Origin of the sequence: Skermanella pratensis (genome assembly GCF_008843145.1) — a bacterium.
GTDB classification, from domain to species: domain Bacteria; phylum Pseudomonadota; class Alphaproteobacteria; order Azospirillales; family Azospirillaceae; genus Skermanella; species Skermanella pratensis.
In genome coordinates this window covers 4,921,198-4,942,874 of record NZ_CP030265.1, presented here as the reverse complement: position 1 = coordinate 4,942,874, position 21,677 = coordinate 4,921,198, and the positions used below count along the sequence as shown (strand labels likewise).

Genomic DNA, 21,677 nt, shown 5'->3' with positions numbered 1-21,677 from the left:
GTCGCCCTATGCCGTTGCCTCACAGGGTCGCCCTTTCCATGTCGCCCGGGGCGGGACCGCGACGCCCTCCTCGCTGTACTGCTTCAGCTTGTTGCGCAGCGTGCGGATCGAGATGCCGAGGATCGTCGCCGCATGGGTGCGGTTGCCCAGGCAGTGGTGCAGCGTGTCTATGATCAGGTCGCGCTCGACGTCGGCGACGGTCCGGCCGACCAGGCCGGTCAGGCTGCCGGGGAGAGTGGAGGCGGCCGGCGGCGGGCTGGCCGGGGGCGGCGCCATGATCCGGCCGCCGCCATAGGCGGCATAGCCGGCCGCCGCGCGGGCCGCGGCATGGGCGGCCGGCGGCGCCTCGGGCGCCGGGGCGGGAGCGGAGACCGGCGCCGCGGCCGGATCGGTCAGCAGGATCGCGTCGGTGTCGATGTCCTTCCCGCGGGAGAGCAGCACCGCCCTGTGCATGGTGTTCTCCAGCTCGCGCACATTGCCGCGCCAGTGGTGCGACTTCAGCATGTCGAGCGCCGCGGGGGTCGGCTGCTTTTCCGGCATGCCGTTCTGCTCGGCGTATTTCTTCGCGAAATGGGCCGCGAGGGCCACGATGTCCGCCGGACGGTCGCGCAGCGGCGGCAGGCGCAGGTTGACCACGTTCAGGCGGAAATAAAGGTCCTCCCGGAAGCGGCCGGCGCGGGCCTCCTCCTCCAGGCGGCGGTTGGAGGTCGCCAGCACGCGGATGTCCACCTTGACGGGGTGGCTGCCGCCGACCCGGTCGATCTCGCGCTCCTGGATCGCGCGCAGCAGCTTGGCTTGCAGGCGGATGTCCATCTCGCTGATCTCGTCCAGCAGCAGGGTGCCGCCGTTGGCCTCCTCGAACTTGCCCACGCGGCGCGCCAGCGCCCCGGTGAAGGCGCCCTTCTCGTGGCCGAACAGCTCGCTTTCCAGCAGGTTCTCGGGGATCGCGGCGCAGTTGACCGCGACGAAGACCTTGTCGGACCGCCGGCTCTTGCGGTGGATGTAGCGGGCCATCAGCTCCTTGCCGGTGCCGTTCTCGCCGGTGATCAGGACCGAGGCTTCACTGGGCGCTATCTGGTCGGCCATGCGCAGCACCGATCCCATGGCGGGGTCGCGGCTGACGATCGCGTGGCTTTCCTGGACCACCGCCTCCAGCACGGCGGCGATCAACTCCGCATCGGGCGGCAGCGGGATATATTCCTGTGCGCCGGCCCGGATGGCGCGCACCGCCGCCTGGGCGTCGGTGCCGATCCCGCAGGCGATGACCGGAATCGTGATGCGCTCCAGCTTCAGCGCGTCGATCAGGCGCGCTATGTCGAACTTGACGTCTATCATTACCAGATCGGCGCCTTGGCCGCCGCGCAGCGCGTTCATGGCCTTGTCGATGCCGTCCGTGTAGGCGACCTTGGCGCCCCGCTCGTGGGCGATCCTGCCCGCCGCGGTGATGTAGCCTTCCAGCGTGCCGACGATCAGCAGTCGCATGACCAGTATCCCCCAGAAACCGTTCCGGCCGAAGTGCTCAAGACCGGTCCGACTTGATGATTTCGGTCATGGTCACGCCCAGCCGGTCCTCCACGACCACCACTTCGCCGCGCGCCACCAGACGGTTGTTGACATAGATGTCGATCGCCTCGCCGACCTTGCGGTCCAACTCCACGACGGCGCCGCGGCCGAGCTTGAGGAGTTGGCTGACCTGCATGGTCGCCTTGCCCAGCACCGCGGAGATCTGGACCGGAATGTCGTAGATCGCCTCCAGGTCCTTGGCCGCATGGCTGTCGAATTCGGCGACATCGCGGGAGCCGCCGTCGAGTTCGTCGAGCGAAAAGCTGTCCTTGCTGGCCATCGGGCCTCTCCTAGCTGTCGATTACGGTGGACGGCGCAGCCGCCGGGAAGGGGGCCGCATGGCCCGGGGCTTGTCCCGAACCATGGTGCGCACCCGCCGGATGCTGGCCGGGGTCGAGCAAGCGGGCCGCGGCCCTGTCGATGTCGTGCCACAGCCGGGCACTGTCGCGCTCCGCCCCGCCGTCGGCCCACTCGATCCGGCAGTCGCCGGGAGCGACGGTCGGTTCGGCCAGCAGGACGACCTTGCCGGCGAAGCCGCGCCGGGTGGTGATCGCGTCGATCCGCTCGGACAGCGCGTCCAGGTCGCCGTCGGCCAGCCGGATCACCAGCCGGGGCTCGTCGATCAGGTCGCCGACGCAGGCGGCGATCATGGCTTCGATCTCTGCCGTGCCCTGCCGCCGGGCGAAGTCGGGCAGCAGCTTGCGGGCGATCACGGCGCCGATCTCTATCACGCCCTCGCGCTGGCGCGCGGCGCTCTCGGCGGCGCTCTGCACGATGTACTCGATCTGGTCGGCCAGGTGGTCGAGCGTGGCGGCGATCCGGGCGGCCATCGCCGCCTCGGCCTGCGCCTTGCCGTTGGCGAAACCGTCGGCGTAGCCGTCCTCGTGCGCCTGCAGCAGGTCGGCCGACTTGAACACCGGCTCGGGCGGCGGGGGCGGTTCCTCCGGTTCGGATGGCGGGGGCGGCTTCGGCGTCACGGCCTCGGCGGCCAGACGCTCCTCGCGGCGGCGCGCCACGTCCACGTCGAACTCGGTATCGAACAGGAACTTGCGGGTTGATGACATGATCGGGTTCTGATCGCTGGGGTTCTGGCCGGGCCTAATAGATCAGCTCGTCTTCGCCCTTGCCTTCGGCCATGACGATCTCGCCGCGCGCGGCCAGGTCCTTGGCGACCTGGACCATGTACATCTGCGCCTCGTCCACGTCACGCAGGCGTACCGGTCCCATGGCCGCCATGTCCTCGCGCATGATCTTGGCGGCGCGTTCCGACATGTTGGTGAAGAACAGGTCGCGCAGCGTCTCGGACGAGCCCTTGAGCGCCAGGCCGAGCTTGGGCTTGTCGACGACGCGCAGAAGGGTCTGGACGCCCGAGGGGTCGAGCTTGGACAGGTCCTCGAAGGTGAACATCAGCGCCTTGATGCGCTCCGCGCTGTCGCGGTTGCGCTCCTCCAGGGCGGCCAGGAAGCGGTTCTCCGTGTTGCGGTCCAGGTTGTTGAAGATCTCGGCCATCATCTCGTGGGCGTCGCGCCGGCTGGTGCGGGCCAGGTTCGACATGAACTCGGTGCGCAGCGTGCGCTCGACGTCGTCCAGCACCTCCTTCTGGACCGATTCCATGCGCAGCATGCGCATCACCACTTCCATGGCGAAGCTTTCCGGCAGCTGGGCCAGGACGCGGGCCGCGTGCTCGCCCTTGATCTTGGACAGCACCACCGCGACGGTCTGCGGGTACTCGTTCTTCAGGTAGTTGGCGAGCACCGTCTCGTTCACGTTCGCCAGCTTGTCCCACATGGTGCGGCCGGCCGGACCACGGATATCCTCCATGATCTGATTGACCTTCTCGCTGTCCAGCACCTTCATGAGCAGCCGTTCGGTGCTCTCGTAGGTGCCGATCAGCGATCCGGTGGAGGAGATCTGCTCGGCGAACTCGACGAACAGCCGCTCGATGATGTTGGCGCTGACCGTGCCCAGGTTGGCCATGGTCTGCGACAGCTCGCGGATCTCCTCGTCGTCCATGTGGGTGAACAGCTTGGTCGCGTGCTCCTCGCCCAGCGCCAGCATCATGATGGCGGCCTTCTCCGGCCCGGTCAGGGTGCGGTAGTCTTCACGGATGCGCAGCGCTGCCACGGCTCAATTCTCCCCGTTCACCGGATCAGGTTTCCTGGTACAGCCAGCTGCGGATGATCGAGACGGCCTCTTCCGGATGCTTGTCCACGATCTCGCCGACCTTGCGGAGCGACGAGGCGCGCACGCGCCCCTCGACGCGGTTGATGTCGATCATCTGCTCCAGCTCCTCGCCGGCCTGGGCGTCTTCCAGCGCCAGGTCCTGGGCCAGCGCCCCCGGCCCCATGAGCTGGGCCTGGCCGGCGGTCTGGTCGGTCAGCAGGCGCTCCGCCTCCTCCTCCGCGGCGCTGTCGTCGCCGCGCTCGAAGGCCTTGGCCATCAGCGGGCGGATGACCAGCAGGATCACCAGGATCGCCACGATGGCGAGCACGATCATCTCGGCGATGCGGAACAGGTCCTCCTTGGCCATGCCCAGGAAGGTGGCGCCGGCGTCGGCGAACTCCGCCTCCGGCGTGGCGAAGCGCATGTTGATCACTTCGACCGTGTCGCCGCGGACGGCGTCGAACCCGATGGCGGAGCGCACCAGGGTCTCGATCTGGGCCATCTCCTCCCGGGAGCGTGGCGTATAGACCGGCGCGCCGTCCTGACCCGGCGAATAGAGGCCGTCCACCAGCACCGCGACCGACAGCCGGCGGACCTGCCCGGATTCGCGGACATGGCTCTTGACCGTCTTGCTGATCTCGTAATTGACCGTCTCCTCGGTCCGGGCGCCCTTGGTGCGGCTGGTCGCGGCGGATTCCGAGGAACTGGAATTGGCGGTCGGCAGGTTGTTCGCGACCGTCACGGGATCGAGCGCGTCCCGGTCGGTCGATTCATTGTTGTCCTCCACCGTCTGGGTCGACCGGATCACCTGGCTCTCGGGATCGAAGATCTCCGAACTGGTGGTGATGCGGTCGAAATCCAGGTCGGCGGTCACCTCGGCGCGGACCTTGCCGAAGCCCAGGGAGCGTGACAGCAGGTCCTCGATCACCCGGGTGGTGCGCTGCTCGTAGGCCAGCTTCTTCTCGTCGGCGCTGGCCTGGAGGAGCTGTTCGCTGCCGGCCCCCATGCCGCGGGCCAGCAGGTTGCCGCGGTCGTCGACGATCGAGATCTGGTTCGGTTCGAGCTGGGGCACGGCGGCGGCGATCAGGTGCTGGATCGCGACGATCTGCTCGCGCTTCAGCGGCTGTCCGGGGCGCAGCTTGAGGAACACGCTGGCGGTGGCCGCCTGCTGGCTGCGGCTGAACATCTCGCGCTTGGGCAGCACCAAGTGGACCCGCGCCTGCTGGATCGGTCCCAGCGTGGCGACGGTGCGTGCCAGTTCCCCCTCGGTCGCGCGCAGGTGGTTGACGCCCTGGACGAAGCTGGTGGTGCCGAACCCTTCCGGCTTGTCGTAGATCTCATAGCCGACCGAGCCGCCCGACGGCAGCCCGGCCTGGGCCATGACCATCCGAAGACGTCCGACCTGATCCGCCGGCACCATGATCCGGGTGCCTTCCGCGTTGACCTGGTGGGGGATCTTCTGCTCCTCCAACTGGCGGACGATGGCGCCGCCGTCCTTGGGGTCGAGGTCGCTGTAGAGCAGGGCCATGTCCGGGGTGGACAGGCGGGTCATCAGGTATACGAAGAAGCCGATCAGGCCCAGCGCCACCACGCCCATGGCGGCCAGCCGTACCGGGCCGAGATTGCGCAGGGTCTGGAGGAACGTGTTCAAGCGGGCTGCCCTTGGCGGCTTCGGAATGGCGGCTTATAAAACCGGTCGCTACGGCGGGCTGCGGACGCAACCGCCGGCCCAGGCCGTCACTCGCCTGAAATGTAACGATATTTTCGTTTATGGATGGTTAAGATGGCCCGGTTTCGATGCCTGCCCGGCAAATTCTGCCTAGCGGGCGAGGGTGTCCGGGATAGGAACCGGCCTCGGGAAGCCGGTGGAAGGCAGGGCGCCGTCTGGGATCTGCCGTATTCGGATCGACCGGGATGGCCGAACGGGGGGATGACCGGGACCGAAGACAGCCCCGCGAGGATTCTCACTCGGCCAGGGTCGCCTTTTCGCCCTGGCGGTAGTCCTGCAGGCGGGTCGCCCGCAAGCCGCGCACTCCATGGCTGTCGATCAGCCGTTGCCAGGAGAGGAATTCCTCGACCGACAGCGTGTAGCGACGGCAGGCCTCCTCAAGGCTGATCAACCCGCAACGCACCCCGGCAACTACTTCCGCCTTGCGCCTCATGACCCAGCGCTTGGTATCGGGTGGCGGAAGGTCTGCCTCCGTCATTACCCGCGAGGCCAGGTCTACGACACTGTCCATCATCGGGTCTTCTTTATGAGCTGTCATGCGACAGGTTACCTCGCGAATCCTTACTCATCCGTCGGCAGCGGGCGTCAGTATCCGAGTGCCAATTTAAAAAACTGCTAACTCGCGGAAATCTTGTCGCTCCAAAGAGGTAATCCAGCTCCAGGGACGGGATTCGCGGGCGGCGCGATGGTGCATAAGTCTGTGAGTTGGCTAACTTTCTCACTCTTTGATGGTTACATGTTAACAAAGGGTATAGGGCTCGAAGGATTCTTCGGCCTTGGGTTAAGAATCCCTTGACTCCTCCCGCAAGAGTCGGGACCATACGCATGGATCACCAGTATTGGGTCAGCTATGATGGACGCCATCGGAAACACACTGCAGGGAACGGCCGCGCTACGTGCGCCTGCCCAGCAGTCAGTTTCGCGGGCGGCTCAGCAGGAAGCCGATCCGACCGCCGGTGCCGCTGCGGAGCCTTCCCGCTACTTCAGCCCGGTCGTCCGTCTCGATAGCGAGACGCAGCGCACCGTGCTCCAGTACCGCGACGGTTCCGACGGCAAGGTGCTGGTTCAGTATCCCTCCGAAAAGCAGCTTGAAGCCTATCGGAACCGGGCCATCGCCGAGCGGTCGAAGGAGCAGGAGCAAGCCGACGCGACGAAATCGGCACGGCAGGGCGAACCGATCCGGGTCGCCTTCGGCCAGTCGGACGCCGGAGTGCCGGGGACAGGGCAGGCCGGCGGCGCTGCAACGGCGGATTCCGCGCCGGTTCCCGCCGCCCAGGCCGTTACGTTCACCGCGCCGACTTCGGCTCCGCGGGTCTCGGGTTCGGGAGTCGGGTCCGGTGGGCCCGCTTTCGGGGCCGGCCAGCCGCAGCTTAGTTCCATTTCGGCCTGACCGGCACCCTCCGGTCGATAGGGGTCATCGTCCGGAGCAGCCGGACCCGGGTTGATCCGCACCCATGCGGTGGCTGCCCAGCGCCACGTAGCGGATGCCGGTGTCAAGGGTCAGCCGCTCCGGCACGAAGTTGTTCCAGAAATCGTAAACCATCCCGGGCCGGGCCATCCCGCGCGAGAGTCGTGACAGCGGCATGGCCTGGAACGCCGGATGGTTGTTGTGAACGATGACAAGATGGCTCTGGTCGAAGGCCTCGCCGAGGTCCGCCAACGGGGTCAGCCCCAGGGCGATCATATCCTGTGCCGAAACGATCGGATCATACCCGCAGAAAATCGCCTCCGGCATCAGCCGGCGCAGCTCGGCGAGCAGGGTATCGCCGTGCTGCCGCGCAGGTCGTTGGTCTCCGGCTGGCCCTTGAAGGCGAGGCCCATGATCGTAACCTTGAGGGCGTCGCACCGGTGCCATGGGAGCACCTGGCCGGCCATGTACCCGGCGCTCTCGACCATCAGCCGTTCGTTGATGGTGCGCGCGGCGGCCGCGATCTCGGGCATGACGCCGCGATCCGTCATGCTCTCCACCAGGATGTGTGAATCCTTGCTCAGGCAGGGACCTCCGACCGGGCCGGGCATCGGCAGCTGGGTCCGGGCATATCCCAGCTTGCCGAAAGTGATCACCTCGGCGGCCGAGATGCCGGCCGCGCCGCACAGCCGCGCCACCTCGTTGGCGAAGGCGAAGCCGACGTCCCGGCTGGTATTGTCGATCAGCTTGATCATCTCGGCGGTTTCCGGGTCGCGGACCCGGATCACCGTCGGCGTGAGGGCGTTGAAGACCTGGGCGAGTCGGATCGAGCCGCGCTCCGAGGTGGCGCCGATGATCTGGGGCAGATGGGTCAGCTCATAGAGCGCACGGCCCTCCAGGGTCCGTTCCGGACAGAACGCGATGTCTATGTCCCGCCCGGTTTCGGCCAGGATCGGCATGACGATGTCGCGGGTGGTGCCGATCTTGACCGTGGAGCGCAGCACGACGGCGTCACCGTCCTTGAGCTGGGCCGCGATCTCCCGCGTGACCCGCCGGACCATGTCGAGCCGGACCTTGCCGTCCGGCCCCAGCGGCGTCCCCACCGTGATGATGTAGAGCGAGATGGCGGGATCGTCGGGCAGCGTGTTGCCGACATGGAGTCGCCCGGCGCCGAGCTGGAAGCCGAGCCGCTCGTCCAGGCCGGGTTCGTAGAAGTGCGCCTTTCCCGTGACGATCCGGTCGGTGAAGTCGCGGTTCAGCTCGACGCCCCGGACCGTGTAGCCGGCTTCCGCCATGACGATGGCGAGCGTCAGCCCGACATAACCCAGGCCTATGATGCAGACCGTGCGGTCATGCTGGTAGTCCATCGCCGAGGCTCCCGCATTCGCTGTTCGGGTTGTCACAGGCGGCCCGCCGCGAGTTCCGCGCGGACCCAGCCGACCACTTCGCGCACGCTGTCGGCGACCGGCACCGTGGCGGCGAATCCCAGCACCCGCTCGGCCTTCGTCGTGTCGGGGACGCGGCGCTGCACGTCGTATTCGAAGGGGGCGTCGCTGACGTGGCGGAACGGCCGGTCGCCATGGACCTCGCGCCAGACCAGGGCGGCCAGTTCCAGCACGGTGGTCGGCTCCGGCGTGGACAGGTTGAAGTCGTCGTTGAGCGCTTCGTCCCGTTCGGCACACAGGCGGATGCCGCGGGCAAGGTCGGTGCCGTGGGTGTAGCAGCGCACTTGGCCGCCGTCCCCCAGGATATGCAGGGGATCCTGCCCCTTCAGCACCTTCTGCGCCAAGTCCGGCAGCACGTGGGACATGCTGAGCCTGACATTGCCGCTCATGATCTCGGCGTCTCCCAGCGCCTTGCCCTCGCCGACGCCGACGCAGTTGAACGGCCGCACGATCGTGAAGGGCAGCCCGTATTGCTGGTGGGCCGCCCGCGCGAAATACTCCACGGCCAGCTTCTGGAAGCCGTAACTGCTGGCGGGGGGAGGAGCGCGGGTGAGCTCGTTTTCCGGCGTCGGGAAGATCGAGGCGCTCTCGAACACCATGCTGGAGCTCAGCACGACGATCCTGGCGAGCCGTCCCGCCCGGTGCGCCGCTATGGCGGCGTCGAAGGTCGACGCGGTGATCCGCTCGTTCTCCGCCAGCAGGTCGTAGGCATACTGGTGGAAGTAGGAGATTCCGCCGATCATCGCGGCGCCGGCGATGATCCGGTCGCAGTCGGCGGCCAATTCCGTCATCAGGCCGACGTCCTTGCAGTCGCCGAAGACGAACCGGTAGTTGGGGTGGCCGTCGTGGGCCTTGGCGACGGGACCGTACTTGCTGAAATTGTCGATGCCGACGATCTGGTGCCCGTGCTTGAGCAGTTCGGCCACGACATAGCCCGCGATGAAGCCGGCGGCTCCGGTAACCAGGATCTTCATGAACATTTCCGCGCTGGCGAAACCGGCGGAGCGCCGCCGAAAGATGTAGCCAGACTATGCCGAAATGGTTAACTAATCATTTTGGCCTAAGGCAGAGGTCCCGCCACATCCGCCTGAACGCCGCTTCCAGCGTCCGCGTGAAATGGGCGGAGTCGCAGAGCGGCGAGGCCGCCATCCGGTCGCGCAGCCTGCCGCGCAGCTCGGCCAGCCGTCCGAGATCGGCGGCCAGTCCCTCCGCCCGCGCCAGATATCCCGACGCATCCTCCGCCACGAGGCCGGGAAGCCCCGCAGCGGTCAGGTGGGACAGGCTGTGACGGGTGCAGAACCGCTCGCCCGGCAGCGTGATCACCGGCACGCCCATCCACAGCGCTTCCAGCGTGGTCAGTCCGCCCGAATAGGCCAGCGGGTCGAGGGCTATGTCGACCGAGTTGTAGGACTGGAGAAGGCCCGCGTGGCCGGCCGCCGGCCGCAGTTCGAGCTGGCCGGGTGCCACGCCGTGGGCGGCGAACCGCGCCGTCACGGCATCGCGCACGTCCTGGACGTCCAGGGCGAAGGTCTGGAGCATCAGCCGCCGGTCGGGCCGGTCGCGCAGCAGGGTGCTCCAGAGGGCGATGCTGGCCTCGTCCAGCTTGGCGAGATTGTTGAAGCAGCCGAAGGTGACGGTGCCGGATTCGAGCGCCGGCAGGGGACCGACCGGCGGCGCATAGGGCGGCGGCTCGTAGCAGACATAGCAGTCGGGCAGCCGCATGATCCGCTCGGCGTAATGGCGGTCGATTCCGTCCGGCGTCTGGCGCGGGTCGGAGATCAGGTAGTCGATCGCCGGGATGCCGGTGGTTCCGACATAGCCGGCCCAGGTCGCTTGGACCGGCGCCGGCCGATGGACGAAGGCGCGCAGCCGGTTGTTCGCCGTGTGTCCCGACAGGTCCACCAGGATGTCGATGCCGTCGCCGCGGATCCGGTCGGCCAGTTCCACGCCGTCGGTGTCGCCGATCTCGTGCCAGTGGTCCGCCATGCGTCGGAAGCGGGCCGTCAGGGCGTCGCTCCGCCGGCGCGCCGAATAGCAGTGGACTTCGAAGGAGTCCCTGTCGTGGTGCAGGACCACCCCGCTGAGGAAGAAGCCCACCGGGTGCTGGCCGAAATCGGCCGAGACGTAGCCGATGCGGAGCCGCCGTTCCGGATCGCGGATCGTTTCCGGACGCGCCGGCGGCGTGCCGGCCGATCCGCCGGGCGGCGCGTGGCGGCGGTACCATTCCGCATGGAGGCGTTTCAGGTCGGCCGGGCCGAGCGACCCGTCGTATTGGAGGGTCAGCAGCAGGTTGCTGTGGATCTCCGCGTTTCCGGGTTGCAGCAGGAGGGAGCGCCGCAGCAGCCGCGCTCCCTCCCGCGACCTGCCCATGCCGTTCAGCATCACGCCGTACGAATTCAGCGCGAAAGGATCGGCCGGGCCGTGGCACAGGGTGGCGCGGAAGATCGCCTCGGCCGCCGACAGGTCGCGATCGGCCAAGTGGAGCATCCCGAGGCAGTGCCTCAGGTCGACGTCCTCCGGCTGGTGCGATACCGCCAGCGCGGTGATCGGGATCGCATCGCCCGTCCGCCCGGCGTCGCGCAACGCGATCGCCAGGAGCCGGATCAGGCTGCCGTCCAGGTGTGCCGGATCGAGCCGAGCCTGCCGCCCCACCGCCCGGAGGGCGTCGTCCAGGTCGCCGGCGCGGAACCGGACCACCCCGATCTGGTGGAAGGTCGACGGATTGTCCGGCCGGTAGGCGGCGGCATTGCGCAAGGCCGCCAGGGCGGCCTCGGGACGGCCGGCCAGATGAAGGGCGATGCCCAGGTTGTGCCAGGCGGAGTCGTGGTGGCGGTCGATCCGCAGGGCGCGGCCATAGGCTTCGGCGGCGGCCGAGGCGCAGCCGCCGTCGAACAGCGCGTTGCCCAGGTTGTACCAGCCGTCGCGGTCGGCCGGGTCGATCAGGAGCGCGCTGCGGCAGCACAGCAGCGCCGCTTCCCGATTGCCGCTCGACCGGTGCAGCGAGGCGAGGCTCAGCCAGGCGGCGCTGAAGCCGGGATCGGATGCCAGCGCCTGGCGAAAGAGCCGGGACGCCTCGCGGAGTTGCCCCTCCTGCTCGGCGATCAGCCCGAGGATGTGCGAGGCGCCCGGGGAGTCCGGCTCGACCTGCCGGACCTCCTCGCAAAGCCAGCCCGCCATCACGAGGTTTCCGGCCAGAAGGGACCGCTCGGCTCCGGCAAGCAGCTCGGCATTCAGGGCTGAGGCCGGGCCGGAAGGAGTTGAAGGGTACTGGGCCGCGACCGGATCGGCGGAAGAGGCGGCCCTGGACGCGCGGGCCGCCGAATGCTCATCGGACATGCTCTAACCGGTGAAGCCCGGACTTGCCATGGCGCCGGGCATCAGCCGGCCGGGAACTCGCGGACCAGCGCGTCGTCGAACTGGATCAGGTGACGGCAGACTTCCAGCGCGGCGAGGTACTCGCCCTTCCGGCTCAGTTCCGAAATGATCGCCAGGCTGCGCAGCACCGGCTGGAGCTCGGTCGCTTCCGCCCGGTCGTCGAGCAGCGAAATCAGCTTGCCGTGGTAGGTGGCGGCGGAGGCGCTGTCCAGGGTCATCAGCTGAAGCGCGTAATAGATGCGCTTGGTCGCCGTGTCGGCGTCCTTCTCGTCCAGGATCAACTGCTCGCGGGTCAGGGTCGGGGTGTCCTTGGGGACCATGACGGTGCCGTCGGCCTGCATATGGATCGGAACGCCCTTGACGATGACGGTGCCGCCGGGCTGGAGCGGGAGAGCAATCAGTTCGATCGTTTCGGTCATTGTCGTGCCACCCTCTTGCAGTCGTTGCTGGCTTGCAGTCGTTGCTGGACATCGCGGGTGGCCATCAAAGCTTGCCCCGCCCGGTGTTGATGGCCGGGATTATGTCTGTCTTCAAAGTAGCTTGCAAGAAAGAGTTACACTTCAAGATGTAACACTTTTGAGAAAAAGCCGGGTCGCTGCGGACCGGGCGCAAGGCGGCGCGCGAACGCTCATGGGCAGCCGAAGATGTTTGCTTCGCGGACGTTCGGGTTTCGCCCGATTCCATTAGGCCCGGAGGATGGCGTTTTCGATGGCTCGGACGCTTTCGGTGTCGTCGAACAGGACGGGGACGCGGTCGAGGACGCGGCGGATGACGTGTGTCCTGCGGTCGGGCTCGCGGGCGAGGTCGAGGGCGAGTTCGACATAGTGTGCGTGGTCGCGGGCGACGCAGTCGTCCAGGCCCATCAGGCGGTAGAAGCCGTAGGTGTGGCGGCCGCGCATGAAGGCGCCGGGCCAGGTCACGATCGGGGTGCCCAGCGCGAAGGCCTCCAGGCTGGTGTTGCCGCCGCTGTAGTGGAACGGGTCGAGCATGACGTCGCTGCACGCCACCAGGCCGAGGAAGTCGGGCAGCGGCATCTGGCGCAGGAAGCGGAAGCGGGCCGCCACGTCGGGACCGGCGGCGGCGAGCCTGCGGCGCAGCAGGCCGTCCAGGTTGCGGTCGCGCCCCGAGAGCAGCACCACCAGCCCTTGCGGGTCGCGCCGCAGCAGGTCGACCAGGGCTCGGTCGAAGTCGGGATGGACCTTGAACAGGCTCTGCGGGCAGACATAGAGGCGGGCGTCGTCGGGCAGGCCGAAGGCCGAGCGCGGCTTGAGCCGGGGCGGCAGGCGGGGCCGGGCGTAGTGCAGGGTGGTTCCGGGCAGGCGGAGCAGGCGCTCGGAGTAGTGGCGCTCGGCGCCGTCCGGCTCCATGGCGTCGCACGACAGGAAGCGGTCGAGGTTGCGGATGCCGGTCGTGTCGGGGTGGCCCCAGGTCAGGCACTGCAGCGGGGCGAGCCTGGCGAAGGCGAGGAAGTAGGTCAGGGCCGACATGCCGATGTCGGCGTAGTACAGCACGTCGAGGCGTTGGGCGGCGACGGCGTCGCGGGCGGCCTTGAGGTCGAGAGGCAGCTCGACGGTCGTGTCGGCGGCGCGGACCAGGGCCTGGCGCATGGCGTCGCCGGCGTGGGGGGTTGTGAACAGGGTGACGTGGAAGCGCTCGCGGTCGAGGGTTCGGATCAGGCCGTGGTTGAGCTTTGCGATGGTGTGCTGGTGCCAGTACTGGGAGACGAAGCCGACATGGGTGCGGCCGTCGGGGCGGGTCGGCGGGTCGGCGCGGTCCTGGAGCAGGTCCGGGCAGGCGGCCTCGTACAGGCCGGCGACGGCCTGCTGGAGGGGCAGATCGTCGGCGGCGTGGTAGGCCAGGTAGAAGCAGGTCTGGCCGACCTGGGCGAGCGGGTCGTGCAGCCGGATGCCGCGTTCGGCCAGCCGCGCCACCCCGTCCGCCAGCCGCTCGCGGACCTCCCGGATATGCGCCTCCGACTCCGGGATGATCGGGAGAACCAGCGCTTCCTTCACCTCCAGCCCAGGGTCGCCGCACAAGCGGCGGGCTTGGCGGAAGGCTGTCCGGGCGCGGTCGAGATGACCCTGGTCCAGCAGCATGTTGCCGAGCATCGTCTGGGCGCGCGGGAAGTCCGGCATCACGGCCAGGGCGTGGCCCAGGATCGCGGCGGCGTTGCCGAGCCGGTTGTCGCGCAGGAAGGCGTTCGCCAGGCTGATCAGCGCCTCCGGATGGTCGGGCCGTAGCCTGAGTGTGCGCCGCCACATCGCGACGGCCTCGCCATGGCGGCCGAGGCCGGCGAGGGCGGCCCCCAGGTTGCACCAGGCGGCCGCGAAGCCGGGATCCAGGGTCGCGGCCCGGGCCAGGGCCTCGCGGGCGTCGCCGTGCCGGCCCAGGCGGTTCAGGCAGAAGCCCAGGTTGTTCCAGGCGTCGCTTTCGTCGGGGCGCAGCGACGCGGCGCGCCGGTATGCCGCCTCAGCCCTGTCCAGCCGGTCCAGGACAAGCAGGATGTTGCCGAGCGTCAGCGGGGCAGCCGGGTCGGCCGGGTCGCACAGGGCCGCGCGGCGGGCGGCGGGCGCCGCCTGTTCCGGCAGTTCGCGCGCGGTCAGGACCATGGCCAGGTCGTGCCACGCGGAAGCGAGCGAAGGGTCGATGGCCAGGGCATGCCGATGGACCTCGGCCGCGTCGGACAGGCGGCCCAGCCGGACCAGGGCGGTGCCCAGCCCGGCGAGCGCCGGCATGCCGGACGGATCGCGCGCCAGGGAATCGCGGAACGCGGCCTCCGCCCCGGCGGGATCGCCGGCGGCCAGCAGCGCCATGCCGAGATTCGCATGGACCGGGGGCCTGTCCGGGTCAAGCGCTGCGGCGGTGCCGAATGCCTCGGCGGCTTCGGCGGGGTTCCCCTGCTCCAGAAGCGCGTGACCCAGGTTGAGCCAGGCCTCGATCATTCCCGGGTCAAGGCCGATCGCGCGCCGGTAGGCTTCGGCCGCGGCGTCGGGCCGTCCCTGGTGCCGCCGGGCGATCCCGTATTCCAGCAGGATGTCCGGATCGTCGGGACGCATCGCCAGCAGGGCGCCGAAGGCGTCGGCCGCCAGGTCCCAGTCGCCGGCCTGCGCGCCGACCTGGCCGATCACCAGCAGGGGGCCGGCCGGGGGGGCAAGGCCCAGCGCCTGCCGGCACGCCCGTGCCGCCTCGGCCAGGCGCCCCGCTTCGTGATGGTGCTGGGCGGTCTTGAGAAGTTCGGCGAGCATTGGGAGGCATCGTTCCATGGGGACTTGGACCGCCGCACCGTAACACCGGCGCGATCCCGGGAACATCCCGGCCTTCGCCGTCCCGCTCGACAGGCGCCGCGACCTCCCGCGTCGCCTCCACCGCCATGCCGGCTTCATTGTGGAATTGCGCAGGGCACGTTGTGGAGCTGTGCAGGGCACGTTGCGCCTTATGACGCTCGATCAGGTCGGAGATGGCGTCGTTTCGCTCCTCCAGGGTTTTGATGGCCGCGATGAAGCCCGGCATGCGGACCTGTGTCACGACCGGGTCGGTCCGCGCCAAGCCGACGATCGTCTGCTTTCGCATCATGCCGTCGAGTGGAGTTGGCGTAAGCTTCATATGCCTTGTACCGCCCGCCTCGGCACCCCCGGCAAAGCGTGCATGGCCCCGGCAGATTTTGCCGGGAGTCCAGGCCGGCGCAGCTGCCGCGCCGGCCCCGCGGACGGTCGGCAGCGCCGCGACCGCCCTTTGCGCTCTAAGAATTTCCCTTCTGGCCCGGAGTTTGCTTGGAGGATGGCGACAGGTTCCGCATCCGGCGGGAACTGCGGGTGATGGTGGATCAGATGGGCCTCGACGTTTCCCTGCGCACGGCGATGAGCGGACTTCGGACCGTCCAGCAAGGGCTGGACGTCGTCTCGCGCAACATCGCCAATGCCGACACTCCCGGCTATACGCGCAAGATCCAGACCCAGTACACCCAGGTCATCCAGGGACAGAGCGTCGGCGTCCAGACCGGCAACGTCGAGCGGGAAGTCGACTCGGCGCTTCAGAACGAAGTGCGCAAGCAGGGCAGCCGGGTCGCCAACCTGAGCGTGATGGAGCGGTACCTGAGCCAGGTCGAGACCCTGCACGGCGATCCCGAGTCGGAAAGCTCCCTGGGCAACGTGCTCAACCAGATGAAGGACGGCTTCACCCGGCTGATGGATTCGCCGAACTCCGTCCCGCTCCAGAACCAGGTGGTCTCGCTGGCCGACACCGTCGCCCGGACGCTGAACCGGGTGGCCGACGGAATCAACGACATCCGGACCCAGGTCCAGGTCGACATCGAGGATGCGCTGACCGGCCTGAACAACCAGTTCCAGCGGGTCGACGACCTCAACCGGCAGATCCGCTCCCTGACTGCGACGGGCCAGCCCCAGCCCGACCTGGAGGACCAGCGGGACGAGGCGCTGCGGAAGATCTCGGAGCAGATCGAGGTCAACGTGATGCGCCGGGGCGACGGCACGGTTTCGATCCTCGACCGGTTCGGCCAGCCCTATCTGGAGGCCGGCTACCAGCCCCTGTCCATCTCCCAGGTCTCGATCAACCCGCAGGCGGCATATCCCGGCGCCATCGACCCGATCCGCCTGGGCGACCCCGCGACCGGTACCGACGTCACCGCCCGGCTGGCGCAGGGCGGCAACCTTGGCGGGTTGCTCCAGCTGCGCGACCAGACCTTGCCGCGGTTCCAGGCCCAGCTCGACGAACTCGCCCAGACCATGGGCGAGGCGTTCGAGGGCGCCGGGCTTCTCCTGTTCACCGACAGCACGGGGGTGGTTCCGGTCGACGACCCCCTCGCCACGCCACCAACCTCGTCGGTCGGCTTCGCCAACCAGATCCGGGTGGCCCAGGACGTCATCGACACGCCGAGCCTGCTGCGCGACGGGTCGCCGATCGTCCCGGGCACCGCCCCGGCGAACAGCAACCTGCTGCGCATGATCGTCGACGGCGTGCTGGGCGGCGACCAGACTTTCCAGACCACCGGCCTCGGACCCAACGCCGATCGGAGCACCGTGCTGCCCGGCAGAACGACGCTGGCCTCCTTCGCCACCGAACTGGTCAGCCACCAGACGAACCTGCGGGCCAGCACCACCGCCCAGCTGGAACCCGCCACGACGTTGCGCGACCATCTGAGGACCAAGCTGTCCGATCAATCCGGCGTTAACCTGGACCAGGAAGTATCGCTCCTGATCCAGCTGCAGCGTTCCTATTCCAGCTCCGCCCAGGTCGTCTCGACCAACCGGCAGCTGTTCAACGACCTCATCTCGATCCTGCGCTGATCCGACCAGGGAGTCCGGCCATGACCTCGATCTCGACCAACGGACAGTTCCTGCGGCTGCAAACCCAGAACCTGGCCATCCAGCAGCGCCTGACCGAGACCTCCGCGCAGGTGTCGAGCGGCAAGAAGACACCCGTCTACGGCGGGCTGGGCGCCGACGCGCGCCAGTCGATCGACCTGCGTGGCCAGGTGACCGAGCTGGACACCTACCAGAAGAACATCGCCTCCGCGAAGCTGCGGGTCTCCAGCGCGGTCGAGACCATGGACCGCATCAAGAACGTGGCGCGCGACGTGCGCGAGCAGCTGACCAAGCTGACCGGCAACCCTCCGCCCAACCAGGCCGTGGTCCAGGACATCGCGCGGCGGGGCTACGACGAGGTCGTGCAGCTTCTCAGCACCCAGGTGGAGGGGCGCTACATCTTCGCCGGCAGCGACATCGACAATCCGCCGTTCCCCAATGCCGCCCAGTTCTTCACCGACGTGGAGACCGAGGTCACCGCCTTCGCGGCCAACGGCGCCGCGGCGACCCTGACGGCGACCACGGCGATCGCGACCGACGACACCTATTTCTCGGCGGCCCTGCAGGCGCCTGATCCGTCGCCGCTGCGCGCCCGGGTCGACCGCAACCTCGACCTGAGCTACCAGGTCCGCGCCATCGGGCCGGAAAGCCCGGCCCTGCCCGCCGGCGATCCCGGACCGTTCCGCGAGATCCTGCGCAGCCTGGCGACCGCCGCGACCCTGACCTACGACACGGCCAATCCCGGCTCCTTCACCGACTACACCACCATGCTGGACACCACGCGCAACGCGCTGGACAGCGCCGCCAAGAGTCTCGACAACCATGTCGGCATCCTGGGCTCCACCTACAAGCGGATGGAGGCGATCGACAACCAGCACGACGTGACCGCGCAGACGGCCAGGACGAACCTGGGCGACGTGGAGGACGTCGACATGGCCGAGGCGATCACCAAGCTGCAGCTGATCCAGACCCAGCTTCAGGCATCCTACAAGGTGACATCGACCCTGCGGCAGGTGAACCTGATCGACTTCCTGTAACGACCGCCCCGGCAACGCCGTCCGGCGCGGGAGGAGCCTTCACGACTCGTCAATCATCCCGGTGCTAACCAGCCGCGTCGACCTCACGCGGGAAGCCTGATGAAGCTCGTCGTCCTCGATCCCGGCCTGGACAGCACGGCCGGTCACCACTACCACCTGGATCTCGTGTTGCGGGAGCAGGCGGCCGCCCATGGCGTGGAGTCGGTGTTCTACGGGTTCAAGGGAATGGATCCGGCGATCGAGGACCAGTTCGACGCCCGCCTGATCTTCGACCTGCACTCCTATGCCAAGATCGCCGGCCTGCCGGAACTGGCGCCGATCCAGAACTGGTCGACCAAGAACACCAGTTTCTGCCGCAACCTGTGCGATGGCGTGCCGGCCGATTTCGAGGCCGACGACATCGTGGTCATGCACACGGTGTTGGGCAGCGAGATGGTCGGCCTCTATCTGTGGTACCGCAGCCTGCCGGACCCGAAGCCTCGCGTGTGCATGGTCCTGCGTTTCCCGCCCTGGTTCCACCTGGCGCGCCCGTATCACGAGATCGCGGTGGCGCTGGAGCGCTACGCGGTCTCGCTCTGGACCGAGTTCCCGTCGGAGCGCGTGATGATGGCGTGCGACAACGCCGGTCTGGCCCGGTTCTACAGCAAGCTCGCCGGCTTCGAGATGCCGAGCCTGCCGATCCCGATCCGATATCCCGCCGTGACCGTCCGGGGCGGAAGATCCTCGAAACCCCACTTCGTGTATCTGGGCGAGGCGCGGGAGGAAAAGGGCATCCACCTGATCGTCGAGTCGCTGCGCCGCCGCCCCGCCGCCCTCGCCGGCATCGACTTCACGATCCAGTGCGGCCGGCCGGAACTGCTCGGCCCGTTGCTGGGCGAGTGGCGCCACGACCTCCCGGAAGTCGATTTCGTCGACCGGAACCTGTCCGAGGCGGATTATCTGGGATTGCTGTCGAGCGCCGACGCGGTGCTGGTTCCCTACCAGCCCGACATCTACGACGTGCGCACGTCCCACGTCTATCTGGAGGCGATCGGGACCGGCAAGCCGGTGCTAATCACGTCCGGCTCCTGGATGGATCTGGAGTCGGCCCGCCTCGGACACACGCCCGTGCGCGCCGTCGATTTCACCGTGGACTCGGTCGAGGAGGCCCTCGTCCGCCTGGCCGATGCCTGGCAGGATCTGCAAGCGCTCGGGCCTGCGGCGGGCGAGCGGTGCCGGGCGTATCACAACCCTGCGACATTTTTTAACACGCTGCTTTCCCTTTTCCCGTGAGAAGACGCCCGTAGCCTCCGGCGCGCCCGTGCCCGGCAGCGCGGAGAACCGCGGATCTCCTGGCGTGCCGCATACAACTGAAGATGCGGATGCCCCTTCCGGGAATCTGGCAATTAAGACTCTTTTTACGATCTGAGCTTACCATCGAGTCGCGGAAGAAGACCGCAATCTATCCAAAATGGAGGCACCGGTGGCCAACTCGGTTAACACCAACATCGGGGCGATGATCGCCCTGAAAAACCTGAACAACGTCAGCGACTCGCTGTCGACCACCCAGAAGCGCATCAGCACCGGCCTGAACGTGGCCGACGCCTATGACGACGGCGCGTCCTATGCCGTCGCGGAAGGCATCCGCAGCGACGTCAAGGCGATCGGCGCGGTGAACGAGCGTCTCGCGGTCGGCAAGGGCATGATCGACGTCGCCGTCAAGGCCGGCGAAAACATCTCCAAGTCGCTTCAGGACGTTCGCGTCGTCCTCACCAAGCTTGCCGACCAGGCGCTGACCGGTGCGGACCGCACGAACTACGAGAACCAGTACAACACGCTGAAGAACGACATCGACAATTTCATCAAGGACGCCAAGTACAACAACATCACCCTGATCAATACCGGAACCAACCAGTCGATCATCTCCAACATCGACGGCGGCAACATCACGGTGACGGCGCAGAACCTGGCGACCGCCGTCTATTCCCAGCTTTCCGCCGCATCGGACTACTCGGCCGCCGCCACGCTGATCGCGACGACCGGCGCTCTCGCCAACGCGGAAAGCAACCTTGGCCGCGCCATGAACCAGCTGGCCGCCGACAGCCGCCGCATCACGAACCAGATCGGGTTCAACAATGCGATCGCCGACGCGACCAACACCGGCCTGGGCGCCATCGTCGACGCCGACCTGGCGAAGGAAAGCGCGCGGTTGCAGTCCCTGCAGGTGAAGCAGCAGCTGTCCAGCCAGGCGCTGTCGATCGCCAACCAGTCGCCGCAGTCGCTGCTGGGCCTGTTCCGTTAAGGCCGCGCCCGCGTCCAACCCTCTCCGGGCGCCGTCCCGGAGGGGGCACGACGGCCTCAAGGCCCTTCCGGCGGTTCCCTCCCTCCCAAATCATCAGAAAATTGCAGTTCTGAACGGAAGTGGCAATGAACTCGAAGATCAATGCCTACAAGCAAGCGGCGATGATGAAGACCGATTATCGCTCGCAAGAGGCCAATCTCTTCAAGCGAGTCACCTTTGGCCTGATCCAGGGCAAGGCGAATCCCAACGGCATGGACTTGGTCCGCGCCGCCTCGGACGACAAGCTTCTCTGGATGACCATCGTCAAGCTGCTGCAGGACGACCAGAACCGTCTGCCGGCACCGCTCCGCGCCCAGATCATCTCGATCGGACAGGCGGTGATCCGGGAGATCGACCAGAACATCACCGGCACGCTCGATGTCGATTTCCTGATCGACATCAATACCCAGATGATCGAAGGCCTGGCCGCCCAGCCCGAAACGGCCGCCGCCGCGGGTCTGCCGACCGAGATCCCCTCGGCATAAGGGAGCCGGCCAAGAAGATCAGACGACACCGCGGAGTCCGACCATGTCCAGCAGCCTCGTCTTCACCAAGATGCCGGCGATCGCCGCATACAAGCTCGCCCTCAAGCAGGGCGACGCGGCGCTTGAGAAGATGGCGGACCGGAAAGACGTCAAGGCCGAGGTAGATTACTTCAACAAGAACATCCAGAGCGTGAAATCCGTCGACGACCTGTTCAAGGACAGGCGGATGATCCAGTTCGTGCTGGACGCGGTCGACCTGGGCAAGGAAACCGGCAAGATGGGCCTGATCAAAAAGGTCCTGACGCAGAAAGCCGACGACCCCGACGCCCTGATGAACAAGCTGGTCGACAAGCGCTTCAAGACGGCGGCCAGCCTTCTCAAGCTGGGCGAGAACGGTCTCGGCACGATCCAGCGGGAGAGCACCAAGGCGGATCTGGCCGAGCTGTACGTCAAGAACAAGTACGACGCCGGCCTGGCCTCGCAGAACTCAGCGGTTCCACTGGCCTTGTACTTCAAGGAGAATGCCTCGTCCGTCAAAAATACGTATGAGATTCTCGGTGACCAGCGGATGCGCCATGTGGTGACCACAGCGCTCGGTCTTCCGCTGCAACTCGCCAACCAGTCGGTGGAAGCACAGGCTGCGGCGATCGAGAAGCGGCTGAAGCTGTCCGATCTGAAGGACGGAAAATTCGTCGACAAGCTGGCCCAGCGTTTCCTGATGGCATCCGACGACGGCTCCTCGGCGACCGGGGCCAACAAATACGTCCTGAACCTCTTTGCGTGAGATGCCGGACACCCCAGCCCTGGCGGCGGCTTTCCCCCGCGCCGGCG

General features: G+C 67.6%; 19 protein-coding genes. 7 read left to right on the top strand and 12 right to left on the bottom strand.

What is annotated here, in order from left to right; translation table 11 throughout:
- Positions 1-6: 6 nt before the first annotated feature.
- The 6 genes from DPR14_RS22705 to sciP all read right to left on the bottom strand — a co-directional run bounded on the left by DPR14_RS22705 (position 7) and on the right by sciP (position 5,969).
- Complete coding sequence (locus DPR14_RS22705) at positions 7-1,482, bottom strand: sigma-54-dependent transcriptional regulator (RefSeq protein ID WP_158047176.1); 1,476 nt, start codon at positions 1,480-1,482, stop codon at positions 7-9.
- A 37-nt stretch (positions 1,483-1,519) separates the two neighbouring features.
- Positions 1,520-1,843: a flagellar motor switch protein FliN gene (gene fliN / locus DPR14_RS22700; protein ID WP_158047175.1), complete on the bottom strand. Its 324-nt coding sequence runs from the start codon at positions 1,841-1,843 to the stop codon at positions 1,520-1,522.
- Positions 1,844-1,853: 10 nt separating this feature from the next.
- Positions 1,854-2,627 carry a FliH/SctL family protein gene (locus DPR14_RS22695; protein WP_158047174.1) on the bottom strand — a complete coding sequence of 258 codons (774 nt, stop codon included), beginning with the start codon at positions 2,625-2,627 and terminating at the stop codon, positions 1,854-1,856.
- Positions 2,628-2,661: 34 nt separating this feature from the next.
- Complete coding sequence (fliG, locus tag DPR14_RS22690) at positions 2,662-3,624, bottom strand: flagellar motor switch protein FliG (protein ID WP_246149403.1); 963 nt, start codon at positions 3,622-3,624, stop codon at positions 2,662-2,664.
- 88 nt (positions 3,625-3,712) lie between these two features.
- The gene (fliF, locus tag DPR14_RS22685; RefSeq protein WP_158047172.1) at positions 3,713-5,377 is read right to left on the bottom strand and encodes a flagellar basal-body MS-ring/collar protein FliF; all 1,665 of its coding nucleotides are present in this window, start codon (positions 5,375-5,377) and stop codon (positions 3,713-3,715) included.
- A gap of 313 nt (positions 5,378-5,690) precedes the next feature.
- On the bottom strand, positions 5,691-5,969 hold the full coding sequence (gene sciP / locus DPR14_RS22680; protein WP_192499116.1) for a CtrA inhibitor SciP: 279 nt from the start codon (positions 5,967-5,969) through the stop codon (positions 5,691-5,693).
- 336 nt (positions 5,970-6,305) lie between these two features.
- Here sciP and DPR14_RS22675 point away from each other — a divergent pair, with 336 nt between their 5' ends.
- The gene (locus DPR14_RS22675; RefSeq protein WP_158047170.1) at positions 6,306-6,845 is read left to right on the top strand and encodes a hypothetical protein; all 540 of its coding nucleotides are present in this window, start codon (positions 6,306-6,308) and stop codon (positions 6,843-6,845) included.
- A 24-nt stretch (positions 6,846-6,869) separates the two neighbouring features.
- Here DPR14_RS22675 and DPR14_RS28440 read toward each other — a convergent pair whose 3' ends face one another.
- The 6 genes from DPR14_RS28440 to DPR14_RS22650 form a co-directional block, all read right to left on the bottom strand.
- The gene (locus DPR14_RS28440; protein ID WP_246148496.1) at positions 6,870-7,190 is read right to left on the bottom strand and encodes a Rossmann-fold NAD(P)-binding domain-containing protein; all 321 of its coding nucleotides are present in this window, start codon (positions 7,188-7,190) and stop codon (positions 6,870-6,872) included.
- Complete coding sequence (locus DPR14_RS22670; RefSeq protein ID WP_246148494.1) at positions 7,190-8,230, bottom strand: nucleotide sugar dehydrogenase; 1,041 nt, start codon at positions 8,228-8,230, stop codon at positions 7,190-7,192. Before DPR14_RS22670 ends, DPR14_RS28440 begins: the two co-directional genes overlap by 1 nt.
- Positions 8,231-8,262: 32 nt before the next feature.
- Entirely contained in the window at positions 8,263-9,282 is a 1,020-nt protein-coding gene (locus tag DPR14_RS22665; protein WP_158047169.1) for an NAD-dependent epimerase/dehydratase family protein, read from the bottom strand.
- 76 nt (positions 9,283-9,358) lie between these two features.
- On the bottom strand, positions 9,359-11,644 hold the full coding sequence (locus tag DPR14_RS22660) for an O-linked N-acetylglucosamine transferase, SPINDLY family protein (protein ID WP_158047168.1): 2,286 nt from the start codon (positions 11,642-11,644) through the stop codon (positions 9,359-9,361).
- A gap of 41 nt (positions 11,645-11,685) precedes the next feature.
- Complete coding sequence (locus tag DPR14_RS22655) at positions 11,686-12,102, bottom strand: flagellar biosynthesis repressor FlbT (RefSeq protein WP_158047167.1); 417 nt, start codon at positions 12,100-12,102, stop codon at positions 11,686-11,688.
- Between the two features lie 264 nt (positions 12,103-12,366).
- Positions 12,367-14,928 carry a tetratricopeptide repeat protein gene (locus tag DPR14_RS22650; RefSeq protein WP_192499115.1) on the bottom strand — a complete coding sequence of 854 codons (2,562 nt, stop codon included), beginning with the start codon at positions 14,926-14,928 and terminating at the stop codon, positions 12,367-12,369.
- A 570-nt stretch (positions 14,929-15,498) separates the two neighbouring features.
- Between DPR14_RS22650 and flgK the strand changes: the two genes are divergently transcribed.
- The 6 genes from flgK to DPR14_RS22620 all read left to right on the top strand — a co-directional run bounded on the left by flgK (position 15,499) and on the right by DPR14_RS22620 (position 21,630).
- Positions 15,499-16,986, top strand: a complete 1,488-nt coding sequence (gene flgK, locus DPR14_RS22645) for a flagellar hook-associated protein FlgK (protein WP_158047165.1) — start codon at positions 15,499-15,501, stop codon at positions 16,984-16,986.
- Positions 16,987-17,006: 20 nt separating this feature from the next.
- Complete coding sequence (locus DPR14_RS22640; protein ID WP_158047164.1) at positions 17,007-18,041, top strand: flagellin; 1,035 nt, start codon at positions 17,007-17,009, stop codon at positions 18,039-18,041.
- 99 nt (positions 18,042-18,140) lie between these two features.
- Positions 18,141-19,313, top strand: a complete 1,173-nt coding sequence (locus DPR14_RS22635; protein WP_158047163.1) for a glycosyltransferase family protein — start codon at positions 18,141-18,143, stop codon at positions 19,311-19,313.
- A 190-nt stretch (positions 19,314-19,503) separates the two neighbouring features.
- A complete protein-coding gene (locus tag DPR14_RS22630) occupies positions 19,504-20,322 on the top strand; it encodes a flagellin (protein ID WP_192499114.1) in 819 nt (272 codons plus the stop codon).
- A 125-nt stretch (positions 20,323-20,447) separates the two neighbouring features.
- Positions 20,448-20,846, top strand: a complete 399-nt coding sequence (locus DPR14_RS22625) for a flagellar biosynthesis regulator FlaF (RefSeq protein WP_158047161.1) — start codon at positions 20,448-20,450, stop codon at positions 20,844-20,846.
- A 70-nt stretch (positions 20,847-20,916) separates the two neighbouring features.
- Positions 20,917-21,630, top strand: a complete 714-nt coding sequence (locus DPR14_RS22620) for a DUF1217 domain-containing protein (RefSeq protein WP_192499113.1) — start codon at positions 20,917-20,919, stop codon at positions 21,628-21,630.
- Positions 21,631-21,677 lie beyond the last annotated feature (47 nt).